The organism is Nonomuraea sp. NPDC050451, from assembly GCF_044458585.1.
On the sequence record NZ_JBITHZ010000022.1, the window covers coordinates 169244 to 192902 of the forward strand.

The window sequence follows — 23659 nt, forward strand, 5'->3', positions numbered from 1 at the left end:
GTCCTCGTGGGGTGGTACGCCGTGGCCCCTCGCGCGGGCGATTCCGCGGGAGGGGCCGGTGGGGTTGTGGGTGGGGTTAGTCGGTGAGGCCTGCCTTGCGGAGGGCTTCGGCCATGGCGCCGGTGGGGGCCGGGCGGTCCTGGCGGCGCTGGCCGCCGCGCTGGCCGTCTCCGCGACCGCGCTGGTCGCCCCCGCCGCGACGGCCGCCGTCACCGCGGCCGCCGTCACCACGTCCGCCGTCACCACGGCCGCGCTGGTCGTCGCCGCGGCCCTGGGTGCGGTCGCGCTGGCCGCCGTTGCCCTTCCCGTCGCCACGCCCGCCGTCACCGCGGGCACCGTCGCCGCGCCCGCCGTTTCCGCGGGCACCCTCGCCGCGACCCCCGTCGCCGCGGCCGGCGCCCCTGCGGGAGCCGTCGCCCGGGGACTGGGTGGGGGTTTCGTCCTCCAGGCGCAGGGTCAGGGAGATGCGCTTGCGCGGGATGTCGACGTCGAGGACCTTGACGCGGACGATGTCGCCGGGCTTGACCACGTCACGCGGATCCTTGACGAAGTTTCGCGACATGGCCGACACGTGGACCAGGCCGTCCTGGTGGACGCCGATGTCGACGAAGGCGCCGAAGGCGGCGACGTTGGTGACCACGCCCTCCAGGATCATGCCCGAGGACAGGTCGGAGAGCTTCTCGACGCCCTCCTTGAAGACGGCGGTCTTGAAGGCGGGACGCGGGTCGCGGCCGGGCTTCTCCAGCTCGCGCAGGATGTCGGTGACCGTCGGCAGGCCGAACGTCTCGTCGGTGAAGGTCTCGGGCTTCATCGAACGCAGGGCCGCGGTGTTGCCGATCAGCGTCTTGAGGTCCGCCTTGGCCGCGGTGAGGATGCGGCGGACGACCGGGTAGGCCTCCGGGTGCACGCTCGACACGTCGAGCGGGTCGTCGCCCCCGCGAATGCGCAGGAAGCCCGCGCACTGCTCGAACGCCTTGGGCCCGAGCCGGGGCACGTTCTTGAGCGCGGCGCGCGTACGGAAGGGGCCGTTGGAGTCGCGGTGGCGGACGATGCTCTCGGCCAGCGTGGAGCCGATGCCGGACACGCGCGTGAGCAGGGGCGCCGAGGCGGTGTTGACGTCGACCCCGACGGCGTTGACGCAGTCTTCGACCACCGCGTCGAGCGAGCGGGAGAGCTTGGACTCGGCCAGGTCGTGCTGGTATTGGCCGACGCCGATCGACTTGGGGTCGATCTTGACCAGCTCGGCCAGCGGGTCCTGGAGCCGGCGGGCGATCGACACCGCGCCGCGCAGGGACACGTCGAGCTCGGGCAGCTCCTGCGACGCGTACGGCGAGGCCGAGTAGACCGAGGCCCCGGCCTCCGAGACGACGATCTTGGTGATCGACGGCATGTGCTTGACCAGCTCACCGGCCAGCTTGTCGGTCTCGCGGGAGGCGGTGCCGTTGCCGATGGCGATCAGCTCGACCCCGTGGCGCTGCGCGAGCGCGCCCAGGACGGCCAGCGACTGGTCCCACTGCCGCTTGGGCTCGTGGGGGTAGATGGTCGCGGTCTCGACGACCTTGCCCGTGGCGTCGACCACGGCGACCTTGACGCCCGTACGCAGGCCGGGGTCGAGGCCCATGGTCGACCGGCTCCCGGCGGGGGCGGCGAGCAGCAGGTCGCGCAGGTTGGCCGCGAAGACCCGCACCGCCTCGTCCTCGGCCGCCTGCCACAGCCGCATCCGCAGGTCGATGCCGAGGTGCACGAGGATGCGGGTGCGCCAGGCCCAGCGCACGGTCTCGCCCAGCCACTTGTCGGCCGGCCGCCCCTGGTCGGAGACGCCGAAGCGGGAAGCGATGCGCATCTCGTACTCGGGGCTGTCGTCCGGCTCCAGCGCGACCGACAGCACCTCCTCCTTCTCGCCCCTGAACATCGCCAGGATCCGGTGCGAGGGCAGCTTCGTGAACGGCTCGCCGAACTCGAAGTAGTCGGAGAACTTGGCCCCCGCCTCCTCCTTGCCCTCGCGGACCTTCGACACGAGCCGCCCGCGGCTCCAGAGCTGCTCGCGCAGGCCGCCGATCAGGTCGGCGTCCTCGGCGAACCGCTCGATCAGGATCGCCCTGGCCCCCTCCAGCGCCGCGCCCGCGTCGGCCACGCCCTCGGTGACGAAGCCCTCGGCCGTGACGGCGGGGTCGAGCGTCGGGTCGGCGAGCAGCTGGTCGGCCAGCGGCTCCAGACCGAGCTCGCGGGCGATCTGCGCCTTGGTGCGCCGCTTGGGTTTGTACGGCAGATAGATGTCCTCGAGCCTGGCCTTGGTCTCGGCCGCCATGATCTGCTCGCGCAGCTCGTCGTCGAGCTTGCCCTGAGACTCGATCGACTCAAGGATCGCCGCCCGCCGCTCCTCCAACTCGCGCAGGTAGCGCAGGCGCTCTTCGAGCGTGCGCAGCTGCGCGTCGTCGAGGGCGCCGGTGACCTCTTTGCGGTATCGCGCGATGAACGGCACGGTGGCGCCGCCGTCGAGCAGCTCGACGGCCGCCTGCACCTGGCCGTCGCGTACGCCCAGCTCTGCCGCGATCCGCTGGTGAATAGAGAGCACTTGCCTGCCTTTCGATGGTCCCGCCGGTCAATTGTGCAGGACGACGCCGTCTTTCATGACCAGAGTGCGCGCAGGGTGAACGACCACCGCCTCCGCCGCGCCCCCGCACGGCACCACGACCAGGTCGGCCCGGTCGCCCGGGGACAGGCCGTACGACTCCAGCCCGAGCGCGCGGGCGCCGCCGTAGGTGGCGGCCTCCAGCGCCAGCTCGATGTCCTCGTCCCTGCGGAACGTGCTGCGGTAGGCGACGTGCATCGCCCGCTCCAGCATGTCGCCGCTGCCGTAGGGACCCCACAGGTCGCGGATGCCGTCGTGGCCGCAGGCGACGGTGACGCCCGCGGCCCGCAGCTTCTTGACCGGCGGCACGGGGAAGCTGTAGACGGCCGCGGTCGCGATGGCGACGCCCGCCTCGGCGAACCCCTGGATCAGACGGTCCTGGTAGGCGTCGTCGAGCTGGCCGAGCGCGTACGCGTGGCTGACCGTCACCCGGCCGCCCAGCCCCAGCGCCCTGGTGCGCTCGGTGATGAGCTCGAGCTCCCACCCGCCGAGCGAGCCGCCGTCGTGCAGATGGAGGTCGAGATGGGCCCCGTAGCGCTCCGCCAGGCCGAAGATCAGGTCGAGGTGGCGTACGGGGTCGCGGTCGATGCCCGCCGGGTCGAGCCCGCCGACCGCCTCCACGCCGCTCTTCAGCGCCTCTTCGAGCAGCTCGGCCGTGCCGGGGTTGATCAGCACGCCGTGCTGGGGGAAGGCCACCTGCCGGACGTCGACGGGGGAGGAGGCGGCCGCTTCGAGCACGGCCTCCACGCCCCGCAGCCCCACCTGGGGGTCGATGTCGGTGTGGGTGCGGACGTGGGCCGTGCCCGCCGCGCTCATGCGCGCCAGCAGCGCGCCGATCCGCTCGGCGCTCGGCACGCCCAGCTCCGCGCGGCGGCCGAGGTCGTTTCCGATGCGCCCGGCCAGCGTGTCGTCGGCCGAGTGGGGCACCCACGGGCCGCCGTAGAGGGTCTTGTCGAGGTGACAGTGCGCCTCGACGAGGCCGGGCAGCACGAGCTGCCCGGAGATGTCGACGGTCCGGGCGTCCGGGGCCTCGACGCCCTCGGCGACGAGGTGGATCCGGCCGTCACGGACGAGGATGTCGGCTGGGTCGCCGCGCCCCCAGGGGTGCCCGCCGCGGAGCAGCACGTCGGTCATGCCAAGCACCCTAAACGGCGGTGCCGACGATTTCCGCCTCTCGGCCGCGACTGGTCATGCTCACGTGCGGCGGCCGGCGAAAAGCTCCAGGTGGTAGCAGTATCGGCAGCGATAGGCGTCGATCTCCCACTTGGGCCTGCCCATCAGCTTGGCGCCGCCGAAGATCCCGCGCTCCAGCGCGCCCTCGACCCATCTGGCGAAGCCCGGAGAGTTCTCGCCCGAGTCTCTGATGAACCCGGCCTCGAGCCCCTCCTCGCCGCAGTGCGTACAGCGTAAGTTCGGCATGCTCATACAGGTTAGTCAGATCTCGTCGAGGTGGGAGATGTTCGCCACGTCGGCGGACTCGGCGCTCGGCCGTCCCTCCAGCCAGGCGTCGAGGATCTCGTCGAGCACCACGTCGGACGTGAGCCGCAGGCTGAGCGCCAGCACGTTGGCGTCGTTCCACTTCCTGGCCCCGTCGGCCGTGTAGGCGTCCACGCACAGCGCCGCGCGGATCCCGGGCACCTTGTTCGCCGCGATCGAGGCGCCCGTGCCGGTCCAGCAGCAGACCACCGCCTGGTCGGCCCGCCCCTCGCGCACGTCGCGGGCGGCCAGCTCGGAGGCCCACGCCCAGTCGTCGCGCTCCTCCTCGCTGAGCGCGCCGTGGGTGACCACCTCGTGCCCCCGCCTGCGCAGCTCCGACACGACCCGCTCGGCCACCCCGTCCTTGCTGTCGGCGGCCACCGAAATCCGCATGCGCCCTCCCGTTCCGATCCCAGGTGTATCAAGGGCCGCGGCGCAGGCGCCAGCACATGCCCTGGAGTGGCTAAATGAGATGAAGTGTGCTTGGTTGTGTCGCCATATGAATATTGACGAGAGCGATATTCCGGCGCTCGCCCGCGGGTGCGCCGTCCTGGGTACCGGGGGCGGTGGTGACGTGCGCACCGGATCGCTGGCGGCGATCGGGGCCGTCCGCGAGCACGGCGAGGTTCCGCTGATCGGGCTGGACGAGCTGGACGACGACGCGTTGATCGTGCCGCTGTCCGGCATCGGGGCCCCGACCGTGAGCCACGAGATGATCCACAGCGCGGACGAGCCCAAGCGCATCGCCGAGGAGATCGAACGCCTCTTCGGCCGTCCTCCGAGCGCGATCATGTCCTCCGAGATCGGCGGCTCCAACGGGGTCGCGCCCGTCGCCTGGGCCGCCCAGCTCGGCCTGCCGCTGCTCGACGCCGACGGCATGGGGCGGGCGTTCCCCGAGGTCCAGATGGTGTCGATGTACGTGGCGGGGCTCCCGGCCGACCTGGTGATCATGTCTGACATCGTCGGGAACGTGGTGACCATCCGTCCCGTCGACGGCCTCTGGTCGGAACGGCTCGCCAGGGCGGTCTGCGTGGCCGCGGGCTCGAGCGCGCTGATGGCCGACTACGTGCTCACCACCGTACGGGCCAGAGGCGCGGTCATCGAGGGCACGGTGACCCGCGCCATCGAGATCGGCAGGGCCACGGAGGGCGCGCAGGACCCGCTCGGCGCGCTCCAAGGGAGCCTGGGCGCCGCCCAGCTGATCACCGGCAAGCTGACGGACGTGGAGCGGCGCACCACGGGCGGGTTCGTCCGGGGGACGGCGACGATCGAGGGCACCGGCGACGACCGGGGCCGCCGCCTCACCCTGGAGCTGCAGAACGAGAACCTGGTCGCCCTGGAGGACGGCCGGGTGCGGGCCATGGTGCCCGACCTCATCACCGTCGTGGACACCGAGACCGCCGCCGCCATTCAGACCGAGGGGCTCAGGTACGGCCAGCGCGTCACGGTGCTCGCCTGGCCGTGCGACCCGCTCTGGCGCACCCCCAAGGGCCTGGAGACGGCCGGGCCGCGGGCCTTCGGTTACGACCTGGACTACGTTCCCGTCGAGGAGCTGACGGCGCATGGCTGACCTGCGGGTGGGGATCGACGTCGGCGGCACGAACACGGACGCGGTGGTCCTCGACGCCGACGGCCGCGTGATCGCCAAGGCCAAGCGCCCGACCACCCCCGACGTGACGGAAGGGCTGCGGGCCGCCCTGGACGCGGTGCTCGCCGACCTCGGAGAGGGTCAAACACGGATCGGCCGGGTGATGCTCGGCACCACACACGCGACCAACGCCATCCTCGAGCGGCGCAACCTCGGCCGCGTCGCCGTGCTGCGGCTCGGCGCGCCCGCCACCACCTCCGTCCCGCCGCTCTCAGGCTGGCCGGGCGACCTGCGCGCAGCCGTCTCGGCGGGGGAGGCCATCGTGCCCGGCGGCCACTACGTGGACGGCCGCGAGATCGGCCCGCCGGGGCTCGACGCCGTGCGCCGCTTCCTGGACGGCGTGGAGGCCGACGCCGTGGCGGTCACCAGCGTGTTCAGCCCGGCCAGCAACGATCACGAGCGCGCCGTCGAGGAGCTGATCAAGGCCGAGTACGGCCTGCCGGTCTCGGTGAGCCACGAGATCGGCTCGCTCGGCCTGCTGGAGCGCGAGAACGCCACCGTGCTCAACGCCGCCCTGTACGGCGTGGCCGCCCACGTGACCGAGGCCCTGGTCACCGCGCTGGCCGAACGCGGCCTGGGCGCGAAGCCGTACCTGGCGCAGAACGACGGCACGCTCATGACGCTGGAGCACGCCGCCCGGCTGCCGGTCTCGACGATCGGCTCCGGCCCGGCGAACTCCCTGCGCGGCGCCGCGTACCTGTCGGGGGTGGCGGACGCGATCGTGGTGGACGTCGGCGGCACCTCCACCGACCTCGGCGTGCTGGTCGGCGGCTTCCCGAGGGAGTCCGCGGCGGCGGTCGAGATCGGCGGGGTGCTCACCAACTTCCGCATGCCCGACATCCTGGCCATCGCGCTCGGCGGCGGCACGGTCGTACGGAACCCGGGCATCGGCCCCGATTCTGTGGGTTACCGGATCGTCAGGGAGGCGCTGGTGTTCGGCGGCTCCACGGTGACGATGACCGACGCGGCCGTGGCGGCGGGCCGGACCCCGGGCGAGGCGGCCGGGTGGCGCGAGCGCCTCGAGGCCGCCGTCCAGGCGCGCGACTCGGGTGACATGTCGGAAAGAATGGCAGACACCCTGGAAAGAGCGGTGGCCATCGCGGACGGGATGGTCATCGACGCCGTGGACCGGATGGCCCTCGGCAAAACGGACAGGCCCCTGGTCGCGGTGGGTGGCGGGGCCTTCCTGCTGCCCGACGCCATCCCCGGCGCGAGCCGGGTCGTCCGCCCCGAGCACGCCGAAGTGGCCAACGCCGTGGGCGCCGCCATCGCACTCGCGAGTGGCAGAGTAGATACGATCTTGCCTGCGGGAGATAGCCGGTCAGAAGCGATCGAAAGGGCCAAGGAGGAGGCGGCGGCGCGAGCCGTCGCAGCGGGGGCGGATCCCTCCGGCGTAGAGATCGTGGACCTCCTCGAGGTGCCGCTGAGCTACCTCTCCGAGCCCGCCGTGCGGGTACACGTCAAAGCAGCCGGACCACTCGCCCGGTGAAGACCGAAAGGATCCCCCCTCCATGCGCTGGCACAAGCGTCTGCTCGTCGCCGGGGTCACCGGTGTCCTGGCCTTGACCGCATCCGCGTGCGCGGGCGGTCAGGTGCGCGGGGCCGGCGGAACCCCCAAGCCGGCGGAGAGCAGCGGCAGCCAACCGGCGGCCTCCCCGGCCGCGCAGGCCAACGACAGCACGTTCGTGTACGTGCCGAACCTCGACGTGGTCACCGACTGGGACCCCGCGACCTCGTACTCCAACGAGATCGTCGCCATGCAGAACATCTACGAGGGCCTGACCAGGTACAACTCCCAGGAGAAGAAGGCCGAGCCGCGCCTGGCCACCGAGTGGACCTCGGCGAACGAGGGCAAGGAGTGGACGTTCAAGCTGCGGCAGGGCGTCAAGTTCCACTCCGGCGCCACGCTCGACGCCGCGGCCGCCAAGAAGGCCATCGAGCGGACGATCGAGAAGAAGGGCGGCGCCGCCTACATCTGGGACGCGGTCAAGCAGATCGACGCGGTGGACGCGTCCACGCTGAAGTTCACGCTCAAGTACGCCACTCCGCTCGACCTCGTGGCCTCCTCCGGCTACGCGGCCTACATCTACGACGTGAACGCCGTGGACAAGGACGGCAAGTCGGACGCCGGCACCGGCCCGTACACGATCGACACCTGGCAGAAGGGCAAGGAGACCGAGCTCACGCTGAAGGCGTACGACGGCTACTGGGGCGGCTGGAAGCCGGAGCAGTACAAGAAGGTCGCCTACCGGGTCACCCCCGAGATCACCACGGCCTGGCAGCTGCTGCAGAAGGGCGAGGTCAACTTCGTCCAGCGGCTGAACCCGCAGCTCTTCCAGCAGGCCGGGACGACCCCGAACGTGCAGACCTCCTCCTCGCCGTCGTTCCAGAACCTGCTGGTGCTGTTCAACACCGCGAGCGGGCCGACGAAGGACGTCAAGATCCGGCAGGCCCTGCAGTACGCGATCGACTACGACGGCCTGGTGGCGGCGCTGAAGGGCTCCGGCCAGAAGGCCAACGGCCTGGTGCCGCAGGGCCTGCTCGGTCACGCCAACGACATGGAGCCCAAGCAGGACCTCGCCAAGGCGCAGGCGCTGCTCGCCGAGGCCGGCTACGGCCCGGACAACCCCGAGCTCAAGCTCTCCATGACCTACGCGCAGGGCGACGACGACCAGAAGCTGCTGGTCACGCTGCTCAGCTCGGCGCTGAAGGGCATGAACGTGACGCTGCAGGCCAAGCCGATGACCTGGAGCGCGCAGTGGGACCTCGGCAAGAAGCAGGGCCAGGACATCTTCGTCATGTACTGGTACCCGGACTATCCGGACGCCTACTCCTGGTTCGTCAACGTGTTCAAGAGCGCGGACAAGCCGCAGTTCAACCTGTCGTACCTGAAGGACTCCGCCATCGACGCGGAGATCGACGCGCTGCCGCAGCTCACGGCCACTGACCAGCTCAAGGCCGACCAGGCGTACAAGGACCTGCAGAAGAAGATCATCCAGGACCAGGCGGCGGTGGCCGTGCCGTACGTGCAGACCTACCAGCGCGCGCTGACGTCCGACGTCGAGGGATACGTGGACAACCCCGCCTATCCCAACGTGGTCTTCTTCTACGACCTCAAGAAGCGCGCAAGCTGACGATGTCGCGTTACCTGACCCGCCGGCTCGGCCAGGCCCTCCTGGTCGTGTCCGGCGTGGTCGTGCTCACGTTCGTCGTGATGCGGCTGGTGCCGGGGGACCCGGCGGTCGCCTTCGCCGGGCCGAAGGCCACGCCCGAGGAGCTCGCGGCGGCGCGCAGGCAGTTCGGGCTCGACGACTCGATCCCCGTACAGCTCCTCAACTACGTGCGCGACCTGCTCACCGGCGACTGGGGCGTCAGCCTGCGCACCCGGCAGCCGGTGCTCGACGACCTCTACGTGGCCTTCCCCGCCTCGCTGGAGCTGGTCGGCACGGCCCTGCTCATCGCGGTCGTCGTGGGCATTCCGGTCGGAGTGCTCGCCGCCCGCTATAAGACGAAATTTCCGGATCTGGGGGTGCGGGTCGGCAGCATGCTGGCCGTCTCCGTACCCGTCTTCTGGCTGGCCCTGGCCCTCCAGACCATCTTCGCCAGCAACCTCGGCTGGTTCCCGATCGCGGGCGAGTACGACTCCTCGCTCGACACCACCAGCCCGCTCACCCTCTGGACGAACATCACGATCGTCGACGCCCTCATCACCGGCAACTGGCCCATCTTCACCAGCACGCTCCAGTACCTGGTGCTGCCCGCGCTGGTCGTGGCCGCCTACCCCACGGGCGTGATCGCGCAGATGACCAGGGCGGCGCTCATCGAGGAGTCCGGCCAGGACCACTCCAAGCTGGAGCGCGCGCTCGGCTTCGGCGAGACGTCCCTCCTGATCAGGTTCGCCCTCAGGCCCGCCCTGAACCCGGTCCTGTCGCTGATCGCCCTCGTCTTCGCGTACGCGATCGTCAACGGCTTCCTCGTCGAGGCGGTCTTCAACTGGCCCGGCCTGGGCCGCTACGCCGCCGAGTCGATCAAGTCGCTGGACACCCCGGCCATCGCGGGCGTCACGCTCCTGGTGGCCCTGGTGTACGTGCTGGCCAACCTGGTCGTGGACATCCTCCAGGGCTTCGTCGACCCGCGAGCGAGGACCCGATGACGAGCGTCGAGGCGCCGCTGCGGCGCACCTTCCTGCCCAGGATCCCCGACCGGTTCGCCGCGTTCGGCGCCGTCCTCATCGTGCTGGTCGTCCTGGCCGCGATCCTGGCGCCGTGGCTCGCGCCGTACCCGGTGGACCAGGTCAAGCCGCTGGAGAACCTGCAGCCGCCGAGCGCCGCCCACTGGTTCGGGACCGACCAGGTCGGCCGGGACGTCCTCACCAGAGTCCTGTACGGCGGCCGCACGTCGCTGTTCATCGCCGTGGCCGTGCTGGCCGTGTCGGCGGTGATCGGGGTCACGCTCGGCGTGGTCGCCGGGTACGCGGGCGGCTGGATCAGGGACGTGATCATGCGGATCACGGACATCTTCCTGGCCTTCCCCGCGCTGCTGCTCTCCCTGGCCCTCGCCGTGGTGCTCCAGCCCAGCGTGAACACGGTCATCCTGTCCATCGCCGTGACGTGGTGGCCCTGGTACACCCGGCTGGCCGCCTCCGTGGCGGCCTCCATCGCCACCCGAAGCTACGTGGACGCCGCCCGGTGCCTCGGCGTGCCCGCCCCGCTGATCATCCTCAGGCACGTGCTCCCGAACTCGCTCACGCCCGTCCTGGTCCAGCTCTCGCTCGACGCGGGCGGCGTGATCCTGACCTCGGCGGCGCTGTCGTACCTGGGGCTGGGCGCGCAGGAGCCGACGGCGGAGTGGGGGCTGATGGTGCAGCAGGGACAGACGCTCTTCACCACGAACTGGTGGGTGGTCACGTTCCCCGGCCTGGCGATCCTGGTGACGGCGTTCGCGTTCAACGTCCTGGGTGAGGGGCTGCGCAACGCGCTGGACCCGCGAAGGGCGGTCAGATGATCGAGGTGCGCGACCTTCAGGTGCGTTACGGCGGGCGCGTCGTGGCCGACGTGCCGGAGCTGGACGTGCGCGAGGGCGAGTGCGTCGCGATCGTGGGGGAGAGCGGCTCGGGCAAGTCGACCACGCTGATGTCGCTGCTGGGTCTCACCCCAGATGCCGAAATTTCAGGTCATGTACGGGTGTGCGGCGTCGACGTCCTCACCGCGTCACCGCGCAGGCTCCGCGAGATCCGGGGCGCCAGGGTGGCACTCGTGATGCAGTCGCCACAGGCGGCCCTCAGCCCGGCCACCCGTCTCGGCGTCCTGATGCGCCGCGCCCTCAAGCTCCACGGCGTCGGCAAGCCCGCAGGCACACCCCCGGAGTCCGGCCCCTCCTTCTCGGAGGACGGCAAGCCCGCGGCCGGAAAGGGACGGCTGGAGGAGATCATGGGGGAGGCCGTGGAGGCGGTCATGCTCGACCGCGAGATCCTGCGCCGCTACCCCCACGAGATCTCCGGCGGCCAGGCCCAGCGCTTCGCCATCGCGCTGGCCATCGCCCTGGGCGCCGAGGTGATCCTCGCCGACGAGCCCACGAGCGCGCTGGACGTGACCGTGCAGGCCGAGGTGGTCGGCGTCCTGCGCAGGCTGCGGGAGGAGCGCGGGCTGGCGCTCCTGCTCGTCTCCCACGACCTGGCCCTGGTCTCGACGATCGCCGACCGGGTGCTGGTCATGAAGGACGGCGCGGTGGTGGAGTCGGGGCCGGCCGCGCGGGTGCTGGCCGAGCCGTCCCATCCGTACACGCGCGAGCTGCTGGAGGCGCTGCCGTGACCATGCTCAGGGCCGAGCGGGTGACGCTCGGGTACGGCCGCACCCCGGTCGTGCACGACGTGACCCTGGACATCACCGAAGGCGGCGTCGGGCTGATCGGGGAGAGTGGCTCGGGCAAGACGACCCTGGCGCGCGCGTTCCTGGGCCTCCTCACCCCCATGTCCGGAAATATCTGGTATGGCGACCAAACACTGAAAAAAGTGAACATGCGGAAGTTTCGCAAAGACGTCCAGCCCGTGTTCCAGGCCGAGGCGCTCGACCCCAGGATGCGCATCGGCACCTCCGTCGCCGAGGCCCTGCCGCGCGCCGCGCGAGGCCGGGTCAAGGACCTGCTCGAACAGGTCGGCCTGGACCCCGACCTGGCCACCCGCCGGCCCCACCAGCTCTCCGGCGGCCAGCGCCAGCGCGTGGTGATCGCCAGAGCCCTGGCGGTGGATCCCCGCCTGCTCATCCTGGACGAGCCCACCAGCGCGCTCGACGTCACCGTTCAGGCCAGGATCCTCGACCTGCTGGCCTCCCTCGACACCGAGCGCCTGCTCATCACCCACAACCTCGCCGTCGTGGACCGGCTGTGCCGCACCGCGCACGTGCTCTTCGCGGGCCGCGTCGTGGAGTCGGGGCCGACCACCGAACTCCTCGCGAAGCCGGCCCACCCCTACACGCGGGCCCTGCGCGACGCCGTGCCGAAGCTGGGCGGCGCCCCGCCCGAGGCCAAGGGCAGGACGGAGGCCGTGCCCGCCCCGACCGGATGCCCGTTCCGGCTGCGCTGCCCGCTGGCCGCGCCGGAGTGCGAGCAGCCGCCCGCGCTCAGGGACCTGGGAGGCCGCCAGGTCGCCTGCCACCGCGCCGAGGACGTGCTGCTCAGTTGACGAGGTTCTTGAGGTAGGCGCAGAGGTCGCCAGAGAGCTTGTCCATCAGCCTGGACAGCTCCGCCCGGTCCTCCGCAGGCCAGTCCGCGAGCGCACCCTCGAACCACGCGGCGGTCACCCGGCGGCACTTGCTCGCCACCTCGGCCCCCTCCTCGGTCAGCGCGATGCGCCAGGCCCGGCCGTCGTCGGGGTCGCGTACCCGCTCGACCAGCTTGCGCTGCTCCAGCGAGGCGACGTGCCTCGTCACGTGAGGGCTCTCCACCTGCAGCCCCTCGGCGATCGCGCCGATCCTGCGCGGCTCGGCCGCGTCCAGCAGGTGGACGAGGATCTTCACGTCGGGCCGGTCGAGCCGGACGCCGGCGGCCTCGGTCAGGCGCTCATGCGTCTTGGCGCGGTTCAGCGCGTCCACCACTGAGCGGAACGCCGACACCGTCCTGTTGAGATCTTCGTCCATAACCGATTTGATTACCTAACTTACGTATGTATTATCTTTGCCTGGTTACTTACCCAAGTTATCTAAAGGAGCCGACATGGCGACAGTCGTCGCGTCCGCGGCACGTACGACGTCCACCAGGAGCCCGTGGCCCGGGGTGGTCGCGCTGGCTTTCGCGGCCTCCATCGCCGCACTCCAGAACACCGCAGTGGTCCCGTTGCTTCCCGTGCTGCAGCGGGAGCTGCACGCCCCGCTCTCCGCCGTGACCTGGACGCTCACGCTGAGCCTCCTGGTCGCGGCGGTGGCCACGCCGTTGTTGTCGCGCTTCGGCGACATGTACGGCAGGCGCCCCATGATCCTCGGCGCCCTTGGCCTCCTGGTGGCCGGCTCGGTCATGGCCGCGCTGGCGACCTCGCTGACCTGGTTGATGGTGGCGAGGGTGCTGCAGGGAGCCGTGGCCGCGCTGGTGCCCTTGTCGATCGGGGTGGCGCGCGACGTGCTGCCCAGGGAGCAGCTGGCCACCGGTATCGGGGTTATCAGCGCGACGATGGGGTTCGGGAGCGGCGGCGGGATGATCCTGGCCGGGCTCGCGTCCGGTGACTTCCACCTGGTCTTCTGGATCACGGGCGGCATCTCGCTGGTGGCCGTCGCGATCGTGGCCCTGCTCGTGAAGGACAGCGCCCCGGCGGGCCCCAAGGGCCGTCCCGACCTGGCCGGCGCGGCGCTGCTGACCGCCTGGCTGGTCGCGCTCCTGCTGGGCATCAGCGAGGGCGGCTCGTGGGGCTGGACCTCGCCGGGCGTGCTCGGCCTGTTCGCGGCCGCAGCGGTCCTGGCGGCGGTCTGGGTCGTGGTCGAGCGCCGGGTGGCCGAGCCGCTGGTGGAGATGGCGATGCTGGTCCACCGGGGCACGGTCGGCGCGACGGTGGCCTCGATGCTGCTCGGGTTCTCGTTCTTCACCCTCATGACGGGCACGTCCAGCTTCGCCCAGGTGCCGGTGGGGACCGGTTACGGCTTCGGCGCCTCCACCCTCCAGGTGGGCTTCTTCCTGCTGCCGAGCACGATCTTCATGCTGGTCATCTCGCTGTTCGCGGGCCGGATCATGCGCCGCTTCCAGGCCTCGTCCATGGTGGCGGCGGGGTCGGCGGTCACGGCGCTGGCGGGGCTGTGGCTGGTGTTCGCGCACAGCAGCCCGGCGCACCTGTACGTGGCGACCTCACTGATGGGCATCGGCCTCGGCATCGGCTACGCGGCGCTGGGCACCATGGCCGTGGAGCACGTGGACCCGGGCAAGACGGCCCTCGCGGCCGGCGTGAACGCGCTCGTACGCATCGTGGGCGGCAGCACCGCCGGCGCGGCCATCGCCGCCATCCTGGCCGCCCAGCCGGGCGTGGGCGGCTACCAGTGGGTCTTCGGGGCGGCAGCCCTGGCCGGGGCCACGGCCGCGCTCTTCGCGGCCGTGTACGGACGGCTCAACCGCGGGACGGTCACAGCGCCTTCAGGCCGCTGATCACCTCGAGCAGCACCTTCGCGTCGGGCGCGGGAGGCGGGTGCTCGACCTGCACGAGCTGCTGCGCGTGCAGGTCACCGACCAGCACCCGTACCACGCCGATGGGCAGGTTCAGCTCGGCCGCGACGTCCACGAGCCGGGTCGGTTTGGTGCACTTCTGCATGATGATCAGATGCTCGGGGCCGAGGCCCATCGGCGGCGCCAGGCCGCCGGCCGTGATGATCACCGCGATGAGGTCGATGGCCTCGCTCGCGGGGACCGTACGGCCCCGGGTCAGCAGGTAGGCCGGGACGATAGGACCGGCGTCCTCGTCCAGCCAGCGTTCGTCACTCACTTCGCACCACCCGCATGGGTCGAGCGGGTTCCTTCACGTGGGCCTCCGGTTCGGGCTCGGCCACGTGCTCTTCCGGGATCAACACGATCGCGGTGGTCCCTCCATATGGTGAACCGCGTAACGTCACGCGGATGTCGTGCCTGGCGGCCAGGCGGGAGACGACGAAAAGGCCGAGCCGGTCGCTGTCGGCCAGGTCGAACTCCGGTGGGCTGGCCAGCCGCTCGTTGAGTTCGGCCAGCTCCTCTGCGCTCATCCCGAGCCCGCGGTCCTCGACCTCGAAGGTGAAGCCCCGGGCCGCCACCTCGCCGCGCACGATGACCGGAGTGTGCTTCGGCGAGTAGACGGTGGCGTTCTCGATGAGCTCGGCGATCAGGTGGATCACGTCGCCGACCACGGGTCCGGCCAGGCGCTGGCCGGACATCGGCTCGACGGTGACCCGCTGGTAGTCCTCCACCTCGGCCGACGCGCCGCGGGCCACGTCGAGCAGCGGCACCGGCCGGCTCCAGCCGCGGCCGGGAGTGGCGCCCGAAAGGATGATCAGGCCCTCGGCGTGGCGGCGCATGCGGGTGGTCAGGTGGTCGAGCTTGAACAGGTCGTCCAGCGCGTCGGGGTCGGTGGCCCGGTGCTGCATGTCCTGCAGCTGGATGCGCTGGCGGTGCAGCAGGGTCTGGCTGCGCCTGGCCAGGTTGCGGAACACGTGCCCGACGCCCTCGCTGAGCTGCGCCTGGCCGACCGCGGCCTCGACGGCCGTCTGCTGGACGGTGGAGAACGCCTGGCCCACGTCGTCGATCTCGACCGTGGTGCTCGCCACCGACAGCTCGGGCATCTCGACCTTCTCGCCCTTGCGGAGCTTGGCGACCACGTGGGGGAGCCGCTCCTGGGCCACCTCCAGCGCGGCCAGCCGGAGCGCGCCCAGCTCCTTCGACAGCCGGTTGCCCATGCGCAGCGAGAACGCGATCGACACGACCACCAGCCCCAGTGCCGTACCCGCCAGCAGGAGCGCCCTGGACAGCACCTGGTCGGCGATCGGCTCGGTCCGCGCGTTCAGCACCGAGCTGGCCCGCATGAGCGCTTCCTGGAACGACTTGGACAGCCCCTCCGTCAGGCTGAGCCAGCTCTGCGGCGCCTGCCCGGCGATGATCTGGTCCTCCATGATCCGCATCCGCTGGTAGGCGGGGGAGGTGATCAGCGCCACCTGCTGGTCGCGCAGGCTCGGGTCGAGCTCGTTGAGCGACTGGTCGACCAGGAAGCGCCGGTTGCCGACGAGCTCGGTGAACAGCCGGCGCTCGGCGGGCTGGGTCGGCCCGAACGCGACGGCCTGTTCCCTGGTGAGCAGCTCCTTGGCGTACCCGAGGTCGATGACGATGCGCGACTGCTCGTAGATCGGGATGTCGTCGATCAGCGCGACCCGCTTGTGCAGGCCGAAGAGCGTGTCGTTGATCGCGCTGTAGGCCTCCACGGTGTGCAGACGGTCGGACAGGCCCGTGTCGATCTCGCCTCGGATCGCATCGAGCCTGTCGAGTTGCGTGTACACCGCGTCCACCTGTGTGCGGATCTCTTCCGATCGGTCCTTGGATTTGCTGGAGAGCTGCCTGAACGCGTCACTGGCTGCGTCGGTGCGGGTGCGCTGCGCGGCGACGGCGGACTTGTCCCCCGAGTTACGCAGGAGCCTGGCCGAGACTAGACGTTCACGCTGGATCTCGCTGATCAGTTTGTACGCGGGAAGACGGAGGTTCGTCCAGAGTGTCTTGTATTGACGCAGCTCCAAGCTCTCGGTGGCGGTGACGGCGGTTATGACCCCCCACAAGACCACCATGGAGGCCAGTGGCACGAGTAGTAGTCCGATGATCTTCATGCGGATCGTTCGGCTACGACCCATGGCACCTCATTCCGGTCGGTCCCCTGCTGGCAACCCCGGACGGGACAAGCCCAGAGGATAGCAATTGGATCATCAAAATGCCCAATTTTTCGGGACTTTTGGACACCTGGGCGTTGATCCCATCGATCTTGGAGTAGGTTTCCCGAGTACATCGCTGACAGAAGGAGATGCGTTGCGCCGTCGTCTCGCAGCGGCCGCCGCGCTGATACTCCTCGCGGCCTGCTCACCGCCTCCGGAATCCCCGCAGGCGCCGTCCGGGCAGTCCCCGTTCGTCTATGTCGAGAACCTGGACGTCGTCACCGAGTGGGACCCCTCCAGGTCCTACTCCAACGAGATCGTCGCCTTCCAGAACATCTACGAGACGCTCACCTTCTGGAACCCGGTCACCAAGAAGTCCAGCCCCAGGCTGGCCACGTCGTGGCGCTCGTCGCCCGACGGCCGGACGTGGACGTTCAACCTCCGCCCCGGGGTGACCTTCCACACCGGCAGGCCCCTGGACGCCGCGGCGGTCAAGTCGTCGATCGAGCGCACCATGAGCGCCAAGGCGGGCGCCTCCTACATCTGGGACTCCGTCTCGTCCATCAGGGTCGACGGGCCCACGACGGTGACGTTCGCGCTGAAGTACCCCGTCCCGCTGGACCTGGTGGCCTCCTCCACGTACGCGGCCTACATCTACGACACGCAGGCGGCGTCCGACCTCGGGAAGTTCTTCGCGTCCGGCAGGGACGCGGGCTCGGGGCCGTACACGGTGACGAAGTGGCAGAAGGGCAAGGAGGAGGAGCTCACGCTCAGCGCGTACGACAAGTACTGGGGAGGGTGGGGACGGCCGCACTACAACACGGTCAAGTTCCGCGTCGTGCCCGATCCCGACAGGGCGTGGCGGCTGCTGCAGCGCGGCGAGGTGAGCTTCGTGGCGCGGCTGAACCCGCGCCTGTTCGCCGCCGCCTCGACCGCGCCGGGCGTGCGCACCTCCGAGCGGCCGTCGTTCCAGACGGCGATGCTGCTGTTCAACACCGCGAACGGCCCCATGAAGGACGTGCGCGTGCGCCGCGCGGTGCAGAAGGCCGTCGACTACCAGGACCTGATCAAGGACCTGAAGGGCGCGGTCTCACCGGCCAGCGGCATCATCCCCGAAGGGCTCATGGGGTACGTGCCGGGCCGCGTGCCCCGGCAGGACCTGGTGGGCGCGGCGCAGCTGCTGAACAGGGCGGGGTACGGCCCCGGCGGGCGGCCGCTGCGGCTGCGGCTGACGTACGGGCAGGGCGACACCGACTGGCACCTGCTCGCCACGAAGCTCGCCGCCACCCTCAAGCCGCTCAACGTGACGATCGACGCCCGGGCGATGCCCTGGACCGCCCAGTGGGAGCAGGGCAAGAAGCGCGGCCAGGACATCTTCGTCATGTACTGGTGGCCCGACTACGCCGACGGCTACTCCTACTTCGGCAACGTCTTCCGCAGCGGGAACCCGCCCGTGTTCAACCTGACCTACCTGCGCGACCAGGGCCTGGACGCGCTGCTCGACACCGTGCCGGAGCTGACCGTGACCGACCGCCCGGCGGCGCAGCAGGCGTACGAGCAGGCCACGAAGCGGGTGCTCGACCAGCGGGCGGCCGCGGCGATACCGTGGGTGGTCAACTACCAGCGGGCCTACCAGGGCGCGGTGCAGGGCTACAACGACAACCCGGCCTACCCGGACGTGGTCTTCGTCTACGACCTACGCCCCTCGGGCTGATTTTGCTCGACCCTTTCACGCAGCCGCACCTTGATCTCTTCGGGCGTGTAGGCCCGGCGGCGGCGCTCGGCGCGTGCGATCACCACTCCCGTGGCCGCCACGCCCATGATTCCCGCCAGACCGAGCATCTTCCACCAGCGCATGTGCCTAGGCTAACGGTGTGCTGACTCTCGACGAGGCCGTAAGGGTGACGAGGACCGGCGATCTGTGGATTTTCCGCGGACGCTCGGTGCCTGATCGCGCCATCCAGACGATGACCAACAGCCCGGTCAACCACGTGGGCATGGCGATCGTGGTCGAGGACCTGCCGCCGATGATGTGGCACGCCGAGCTGGGCAAGTCGCTGCTCGACCTGTGGTCGGGCACGCACCAGCGCGGGGTGCAGCTGCACGACCTGCGCGACGCGGTGACCACGTGGGTCGGCCGCTACGGCCAGCGCCCCTGGCTGCGCCAGCTCGAGCCGGAGGCGACGCCCGAGATGGAGGACGCGGCCCTGCGCACGGTGGCCCGGCTCGATGGCACCCCGTTCCCCTCCACCGCCCGCCTGGCCGCCCGCTGGGCCAGGGGCCGGGTGCCGCGCCGGCGGCGCCGCCGGGAGGAGACGCTGGAGAGCGCCTACTGCGCCGAGGTGGTGGCGGTCACGTACGAGGAGATGGGCCTGCTGCCCGGCGGTCGCCGGCCCAACTGGTACGACCCCGGGAAGTTCTGGAGCGGCGACGACCTGGAGCTACTGATGGGGCGCCGGCTCGGCAACGAGATCACCGTGGGCGTCGAACGTCCGTGAGCTACGGCTCCGCACCCGCGACGACGGCCAGCAGCGCGTCCGCGTGGCACTCCTGATCGGGGTCGCACCAGCAGGCCAGGTCCTTGCCGCGCAGCTCGCGGCGGGCCCGCTCGACGAGCTCGGGGTGGTCGCGGAGGTGGGCCAGGTAGAGCTCGATCACCTGGGACCGCTGGTGCACCCGGCCGCCGCAGACCCGGCAGCCCTTCTCCGACAGGCTGTGCGGGTTGGCGAACGGGCTGCGCCGGTGACCGGGGAACTCCCGCCCGACGTACTCGGCGCCCTCGGGCACGCGGCCGTGGAACCGGTCGCCCTCGACCTTGACGCGGTGCGGCATGGTTCCTAGACCTCCGCCGCGGCGGCCGCGGCGGCCACGTTCATCCGCACGATCTCCAGCGCGAGGCCGAAGTCGATGTGGGCGAGCGTGTCGTTCGCCGTGTGCACGTTCCCGTTGCCCCTGTCGGCACCCTCGATGGTCAGCACGGCCGGGATCGCCGCGTCGATGAACGGCACGTGGTCGCTGGCGAACGGATGCAGCGAGGTCTGGACGGCCAGCGAGGTGTAGGTCGCCGCGGCGGCGGCCAGGCCGTCGATGAGGCCCTGTGACGTCTGTGCCCCCTCCAGCAGCACGGTGGGCGCGGGCGTGTTGAGCGTTCCGATCATGTCCATGTTGACGACCGCGCGGATGCGGTCGCGGTCGGCCCGCGCCAGCGCCTTGACGTACTGGCGGCTGCCGAAGAGCCCCTGCTCCTCCCCGCCGAAGAGGATGAAACACAGGTCGTGCGCGGTCCGCCTGCCGGAGAGCACGCGGGCGATCTCCAGCAGGCCGGCCGCCCCGCTGCCGTTGTCGTCGGCGCCGGGCGCCGCCGCGGCCGGGCCGTCCACCGCGTTGATCGAGTCGAGGTGCGCCGTGACCAGCACGCGGCCCCTCGGCTCAGGGCCCTCTCCCGCCTGCTCCGCGACGACGTTGAGGCTGGATCCCGAGCCGACGGTGATGGGCACGAGCGACGTGGCGTACCCAAGCCCGTGCAGCAGGTCGGCGGCCCGCTCCGCGACGGCCCTGAACGCGGGGTTCAGCGAGTGGCGGGTGCCGTGGCCCACCAGCATTCCGAGGTTGGTCCGGTAGCCGTCCTCGTCCACCAGCTTCACCAGGTCCCGGACGGCGGGCTCCGGCGCGCGGCGGGCCGGGGCCACGGTCCGGAACACGGTGATCCCGCCGGTCAGCGGGCGCATCTGATAGCAGACGTCTTCACGCGCCCGTACGGCCCCTGCCTGCTCCGGGGTCGGGCCGACCACGAGGTAGCGGCCCTTGTCGACCAGGACGGGAATGTCGGGGTGCTCGCGCTGGAACATCCGGCCCACCTGGGTCACCAGATACAGGCCGGGGGTCTGCGCGGCGGGCTCCGCCAGGGCGAGGCCGGCGGGCCAGCGCTCGTCGTCCTCGGTCCAGCACAGCAGCGTGTCGCCCAGCCGCGCCCATTCGAGGCCAGCGATCTCCTCGACCGCGGCCTCACTGACGATGCCGTACTTCACCGGCGTCCTCCACGGCTCATCTCGCGCAGGCTCATCTCGCGCAGGCTCATCTCGCGCAGGCTCATCTCGCGCAGGCTCATCTCGCGCAGGCTCATCTCGCGCAGGCTCATTTCGCGAAGGAGAGTTGGTCGTCCTCGCGGGACACGACGGTCAGGACGAACGGCTGGCCCGAACCCCCGGGAAAGGTGATCCGGATCCGGTCGGCTCCCTGACGCTCCCAGTGGCCGACGATCTTCCTGGGCCGGTCGTCCGGCCCGGGAATCCACTCGACGAAGGTTCCGTCGGAGTGGAACTCCATCCCGCGCCGGGGCCGCCGCGAAGGCCGGAACGTGAAATCCTCGGGCCGGTACACCGCCACCGCGTCGGTGTCCTCCTCGTAGGAGTGCGTCCAGGCTCCGACGACGTCCGGCGCTTCCTCGTTCATCACGACGACGCTCATCGGACCTGGCGGTTCCCGGCCACCACGTTCAGCGCGGCGCGGGTGTCCTTCAGCACCTCCTGGAGCAGCTGCTCCAGGTCGCGCTGCGACCCGTTGCCGGTGAGCCGCGTCTCACCGGGGGAGGCGACGCCCGCCGGGATCCGCTCCTCCGGGCGCGCGGCCAGCTGCTGGACCAGGAAGGACGCCCGCGGACCCTCCAGGCAGGCGTTCATCCGCGTCGACTGGCCGCTCGTGAACATCATCATGCCGGCGTCGTCGGTGTAGTCCATGTAGTTCACGAACATGTCGCCGTTGGGGCCGTTGTTGCACGAAACATGGGGAAAAGTCGGCATTCCGGTGTTGTTGCCGGCCTGGTTCGGCGTGTCGGCCACCTTGTCGTCACCGCTGCAGCCCTCGCCGTCGTCCCCCCAGATGTGGAAGAGGTTCAGCCAGTGGCCGATCTCGTGCGTCGTGGTCCGGCCCAGGTGGAAGGGCGGTGCCGCGGTGCCCGTGTCCCCGAAGGCGGAGTGGCGGATGACGACGCCGTCCGTGTCCGGCGGCCCGCCGGGGAACTGCGCGTAGCCGAGCAGCCCGCCCTTCAGCTGGCACACCCAAATGTTGAGGTACTGGTCGCTGGGCCACGGGTCGGCCCCGCCGGCGGCGCTCGACTTCACCAGGTCGTCGTGGGTGAAGCCCATCCGCTGGGTCTCCACGCGGACGATCCCGTCGGTCGGCTCCCCGTTCGGGCCGCGGGTCGCGAGGTGGAACTCGATCATCGAGTCCGCCACCAGCGACTTCCAGACGGGCGGCACCTTCGTCACGTCGGGATTGGCGGCCCGGAAGTCCTGGTTGAGGATCTCGATCTGGCTGTGGATCTGGTCGATGCCGAGGTTCTGCTCGGGACGGGCCGGGTTGTGGACGACGTGCACGACGACGGGGATGCTGATCACGCCGGTGCGGCTGACCATGCGGGTGCCGAGCCTGTACTGCGTCGCCTGGTTCTCGATGGACGCCCGCCGCGCGCGGTAGGACATGCTCTCGTTGAGCAGCCGGCGGTGCACGGGCATCGTGCCGCACAGGTCGCGTGTGAGCGGCTCGGAAAACTCTGACTCGTCCATCATGATTTCCCCCAGAAGTGAAGCGAGAGAGGCCGCCCGGCCGGATCGCAGAAGAAGGGCGGACCGCCATCCGGCCGGTCGGACGCTGATGCACTCGTACCGCGAACCGCCCGGTCGAAAGCCCAAAGGAGTGCATAGCTTCCGGCTCGGATCCACGCACACGCCCGCTTTCCGGGTTGTGTCCGTCGGTCACGGGTTTCCCATCCGACGGCCCAGAAGGCGCCGTAACGGCGCCCGGCCCCGCACACCTCGTGACCGTCTCCCTGGACAGAGCCCGGCCATGTGCGGCGGGTGGGGTGGCCCGTCGTGAGCGTAAAAGATGGATTTCTGATGGGCTGGAGGCATGCGCCTAGCCACGTGGAATGTGAACTCCGTCAAGGCCCGGCTGCCCCGTCTGCTCGAGTGGCTCGCCGAGGCGAAACCCGACGTCCTCTGCCTCCAGGAGACCAAATGCTCCGCCCAGGCGTTCCCCACGGCGGAGGTAGGGGAGCTGGGTTACGCCGCCGCGGCCCACGGCGACGGCCGGTGGAACGGCGTGGCCCTCCTCTCCAGGGTCGGCCTCGACGACGTGACCCTCGGCTTCCCCGGCGAGCCCGGCTTCGGGCAGCTCGACGGCGTGGAAGCGGTGGCCCTGGAGGCCCGCGCCATGGCCGCCATCTGCGGGGGATTGCGCGTCTGGTCCCTATACGCGCCGAACGGCCGCACCGTGGACTCCCCGCACTACGCGTACAAGCTGGCCTGGTTCGCCGCCCTCCGGGACGCGCTGGCGGCCGAGACGGCCATGCCGCTGGTGGCGTGCGGCGACTACAACGTCGCCCCCACAGATGCCGACGTGTGGGACCCCGCGCTGTTCGTCGGTGCCACCCACGTCACCCCCGCCGAACGCCGGGCCCTGGCCGACCTGCGGGCGCTCGGGCTGCACGACGTGGTGCCGACGCCGATGAAGGGCCCGCACCCGTTCACGTACTGGGATTACCGGGCCGGGATGTTCCACCAGAACAAGGGGATGCGCATCGACCTGGTCTACGCGAGCGCGGACGTCGCTGGGCGGGTGCGGTCGGCGTACGTCGACCGCGAGGCCCGCAAGGGTAAGGGCCCTTCCGACCACGCCCCGATCGTTGTGGATCTCGGTCCATAATTCAAATCACAAACCGCGTCCGTCCGAGTATCCTGATTCCTCAAATGTCTCGGGGGATTGAGTAGCTTCACGGCCCACAGGGGGGATCTCCGTGGAACCTGCAGACGGTCGCGTCATTCTATTCATCATCATCGCCCTCGCCGTGTTCGCCCTCGGCCGCCGCTTCCAGACGATGATCATCATGCGTCAGGTGTGGAAGCAGAGCGCCAAGCAGGTCACGGCCAGGAAGGAGGTTGCGAACAACGCCGCGAAGTCGATGATCGGGATCACTTTGCTCGCGATATTCGTGGTCTGGTTGGTGCTCAACCTCAACCGCGTAATGTGAAAAGCAGTCAATAGCTGATTACCGCG

General features: G+C 70.5%; 24 protein-coding genes. 12 read left to right on the top strand and 12 right to left on the bottom strand.

All coding sequences use genetic code 11. The features are described 5' to 3' along the window. Positions 1–76 precede the first annotated feature (76 nt). The 4 genes from ACIBI9_RS44200 to ACIBI9_RS44215 are packed head-to-tail and all read right to left on the bottom strand — an operon-like array spanning position 77 to position 4501. Entirely contained in the window at positions 77–2575 is a 2499-nt protein-coding gene (locus ACIBI9_RS44200; RefSeq protein WP_397231843.1) for a Tex family protein, read from the bottom strand. Positions 2576–2602: 27 nt separating this feature from the next. Next, on the bottom strand, positions 2603–3766 hold the full coding sequence (locus ACIBI9_RS44205) for an amidohydrolase (RefSeq protein ID WP_397231845.1): 1164 nt from the start codon (positions 3764–3766) through the stop codon (positions 2603–2605). A gap of 60 nt (positions 3767–3826) precedes the next feature. Beyond that, positions 3827–4051: a hypothetical protein gene (locus ACIBI9_RS44210; RefSeq protein ID WP_397231847.1), complete on the bottom strand. Its 225-nt coding sequence runs from the start codon at positions 4049–4051 to the stop codon at positions 3827–3829. Positions 4052–4066: 15 nt separating this feature from the next. Next, positions 4067–4501: an RpiB/LacA/LacB family sugar-phosphate isomerase gene (locus ACIBI9_RS44215; RefSeq protein ID WP_397231848.1), complete on the bottom strand. Its 435-nt coding sequence runs from the start codon at positions 4499–4501 to the stop codon at positions 4067–4069. A 106-nt stretch (positions 4502–4607) separates the two neighbouring features. On the opposite strand from ACIBI9_RS44215, the gene ACIBI9_RS44220 reads away from it, so the two are divergent. From ACIBI9_RS44220 to ACIBI9_RS44250, 7 genes are read left to right on the top strand one after another with little or no spacing between them, the layout of a single operon-like run. Then, a complete protein-coding gene (locus ACIBI9_RS44220; RefSeq protein ID WP_397231850.1) occupies positions 4608–5678 on the top strand; it encodes a DUF917 domain-containing protein in 1071 nt (356 codons plus the stop codon). Beyond that, the gene (locus tag ACIBI9_RS44225; RefSeq protein WP_397231852.1) at positions 5671–7245 is read left to right on the top strand and encodes a hydantoinase/oxoprolinase N-terminal domain-containing protein; all 1575 of its coding nucleotides are present in this window, start codon (positions 5671–5673) and stop codon (positions 7243–7245) included. The genes ACIBI9_RS44220 and ACIBI9_RS44225 overlap by 8 nt, the downstream gene beginning before the upstream one ends. Positions 7246–7267: 22 nt before the next feature. Then, a complete protein-coding gene (locus ACIBI9_RS44230; protein WP_397231854.1) occupies positions 7268–8890 on the top strand; it encodes an ABC transporter substrate-binding protein in 1623 nt (540 codons plus the stop codon). 2 nt (positions 8891–8892) lie between these two features. Next, positions 8893–9909, top strand: coding sequence for an ABC transporter permease (locus ACIBI9_RS44235; RefSeq protein WP_397231856.1), 1017 nt, complete (start codon positions 8893–8895; stop codon positions 9907–9909). Next, positions 9906–10760, top strand: a complete 855-nt coding sequence (locus tag ACIBI9_RS44240) for an ABC transporter permease (protein ID WP_397231858.1) — start codon at positions 9906–9908, stop codon at positions 10758–10760. The genes ACIBI9_RS44235 and ACIBI9_RS44240 overlap by 4 nt, the downstream gene beginning before the upstream one ends. Then, on the top strand, positions 10757–11566 hold the full coding sequence (locus ACIBI9_RS44245; RefSeq protein WP_397231860.1) for an ATP-binding cassette domain-containing protein: 810 nt from the start codon (positions 10757–10759) through the stop codon (positions 11564–11566). Before ACIBI9_RS44240 ends, ACIBI9_RS44245 begins: the two co-directional genes overlap by 4 nt. 2 nt (positions 11567–11568) lie before the next feature. Beyond that, positions 11569–12435, top strand: coding sequence for an ABC transporter ATP-binding protein (locus tag ACIBI9_RS44250; RefSeq protein ID WP_397231906.1), 867 nt, complete (start codon positions 11569–11571; stop codon positions 12433–12435). Here ACIBI9_RS44250 and ACIBI9_RS44255 read toward each other — a convergent pair. Beyond that, positions 12428–12889: a MarR family winged helix-turn-helix transcriptional regulator gene (locus ACIBI9_RS44255; protein WP_397231862.1), complete on the bottom strand. Its 462-nt coding sequence runs from the start codon at positions 12887–12889 to the stop codon at positions 12428–12430. The genes ACIBI9_RS44250 and ACIBI9_RS44255 overlap by 8 nt on opposite strands. Positions 12890–12965: 76 nt before the next feature. On the opposite strand from ACIBI9_RS44255, the gene ACIBI9_RS44260 reads away from it, so the two are divergent. After that, entirely contained in the window at positions 12966–14375 is a 1410-nt protein-coding gene (locus ACIBI9_RS44260) for an MFS transporter (RefSeq protein ID WP_397231864.1), read from the top strand. Here the strand turns inward: ACIBI9_RS44260 and ACIBI9_RS44265 are convergent. Both ACIBI9_RS44265 and ACIBI9_RS44270 read right to left on the bottom strand, forming a co-directional pair. Beyond that, positions 14353–14709 carry a DUF742 domain-containing protein gene (locus ACIBI9_RS44265; protein ID WP_185067699.1) on the bottom strand — a complete coding sequence of 119 codons (357 nt, stop codon included), beginning with the start codon at positions 14707–14709 and terminating at the stop codon, positions 14353–14355. The genes ACIBI9_RS44260 and ACIBI9_RS44265 overlap by 23 nt on opposite strands. Further along, a complete protein-coding gene (locus ACIBI9_RS44270; RefSeq protein WP_397231866.1) occupies positions 14702–16588 on the bottom strand; it encodes a nitrate- and nitrite sensing domain-containing protein in 1887 nt (628 codons plus the stop codon). The genes ACIBI9_RS44265 and ACIBI9_RS44270 overlap by 8 nt, the downstream gene beginning before the upstream one ends. A gap of 172 nt (positions 16589–16760) precedes the next feature. Between ACIBI9_RS44270 and ACIBI9_RS44275 the strand changes: the two genes are divergently transcribed. Further along, the gene (locus ACIBI9_RS44275) at positions 16761–18320 is read left to right on the top strand and encodes an ABC transporter substrate-binding protein (RefSeq protein WP_397231868.1); all 1560 of its coding nucleotides are present in this window, start codon (positions 16761–16763) and stop codon (positions 18318–18320) included. On the opposite strand, the gene ACIBI9_RS44280 is transcribed toward ACIBI9_RS44275, so the two are convergent. After that, positions 18296–18463 carry a hypothetical protein gene (locus tag ACIBI9_RS44280; RefSeq protein WP_397231870.1) on the bottom strand — a complete coding sequence of 56 codons (168 nt, stop codon included), beginning with the start codon at positions 18461–18463 and terminating at the stop codon, positions 18296–18298. The two genes, ACIBI9_RS44275 and ACIBI9_RS44280, sit on opposite strands and share 25 nt — an antisense overlap. A 20-nt stretch (positions 18464–18483) precedes the next feature. Here ACIBI9_RS44280 and ACIBI9_RS44285 point away from each other — a divergent pair, with 20 nt between their 5' ends. After that, positions 18484–19104, top strand: coding sequence for a hypothetical protein (locus ACIBI9_RS44285; RefSeq protein ID WP_397231908.1), 621 nt, complete (start codon positions 18484–18486; stop codon positions 19102–19104). A gap of 1 nt (position 19105) precedes the next feature. Here the strand turns inward: ACIBI9_RS44285 and ACIBI9_RS44290 are convergent, their stop codons facing one another. The 4 genes from ACIBI9_RS44290 to ACIBI9_RS44305 form a co-directional block, all read right to left on the bottom strand. Then, on the bottom strand, positions 19106–19438 hold the full coding sequence (locus ACIBI9_RS44290; protein ID WP_397231872.1) for a DUF4326 domain-containing protein: 333 nt from the start codon (positions 19436–19438) through the stop codon (positions 19106–19108). A gap of 5 nt (positions 19439–19443) precedes the next feature. Next, on the bottom strand, positions 19444–20634 hold the full coding sequence (locus ACIBI9_RS44295; RefSeq protein ID WP_397231874.1) for a M28 family metallopeptidase: 1191 nt from the start codon (positions 20632–20634) through the stop codon (positions 19444–19446). A 106-nt stretch (positions 20635–20740) separates the two neighbouring features. Then, a complete protein-coding gene (locus ACIBI9_RS44300) occupies positions 20741–21058 on the bottom strand; it encodes a hypothetical protein (protein ID WP_397231876.1) in 318 nt (105 codons plus the stop codon). An 11-nt stretch (positions 21059–21069) separates the two neighbouring features. Continuing rightward, the gene (locus ACIBI9_RS44305; protein ID WP_397231878.1) at positions 21070–22173 is read right to left on the bottom strand and encodes a zinc metalloprotease; all 1104 of its coding nucleotides are present in this window, start codon (positions 22171–22173) and stop codon (positions 21070–21072) included. A 340-nt stretch (positions 22174–22513) separates the two neighbouring features. Between ACIBI9_RS44305 and ACIBI9_RS44310 the strand changes: the two genes are divergently transcribed. Further along, positions 22514–23308, top strand: coding sequence for an exodeoxyribonuclease III (locus tag ACIBI9_RS44310; RefSeq protein ID WP_397231880.1), 795 nt, complete (start codon positions 22514–22516; stop codon positions 23306–23308). A gap of 91 nt (positions 23309–23399) precedes the next feature. Then, positions 23400–23633 (top strand): hypothetical protein, encoded by a 234-nt coding sequence (locus tag ACIBI9_RS44315; protein ID WP_397231882.1) that lies wholly within the window; start codon positions 23400–23402, stop codon positions 23631–23633. Positions 23634–23659 lie beyond the last annotated feature (26 nt).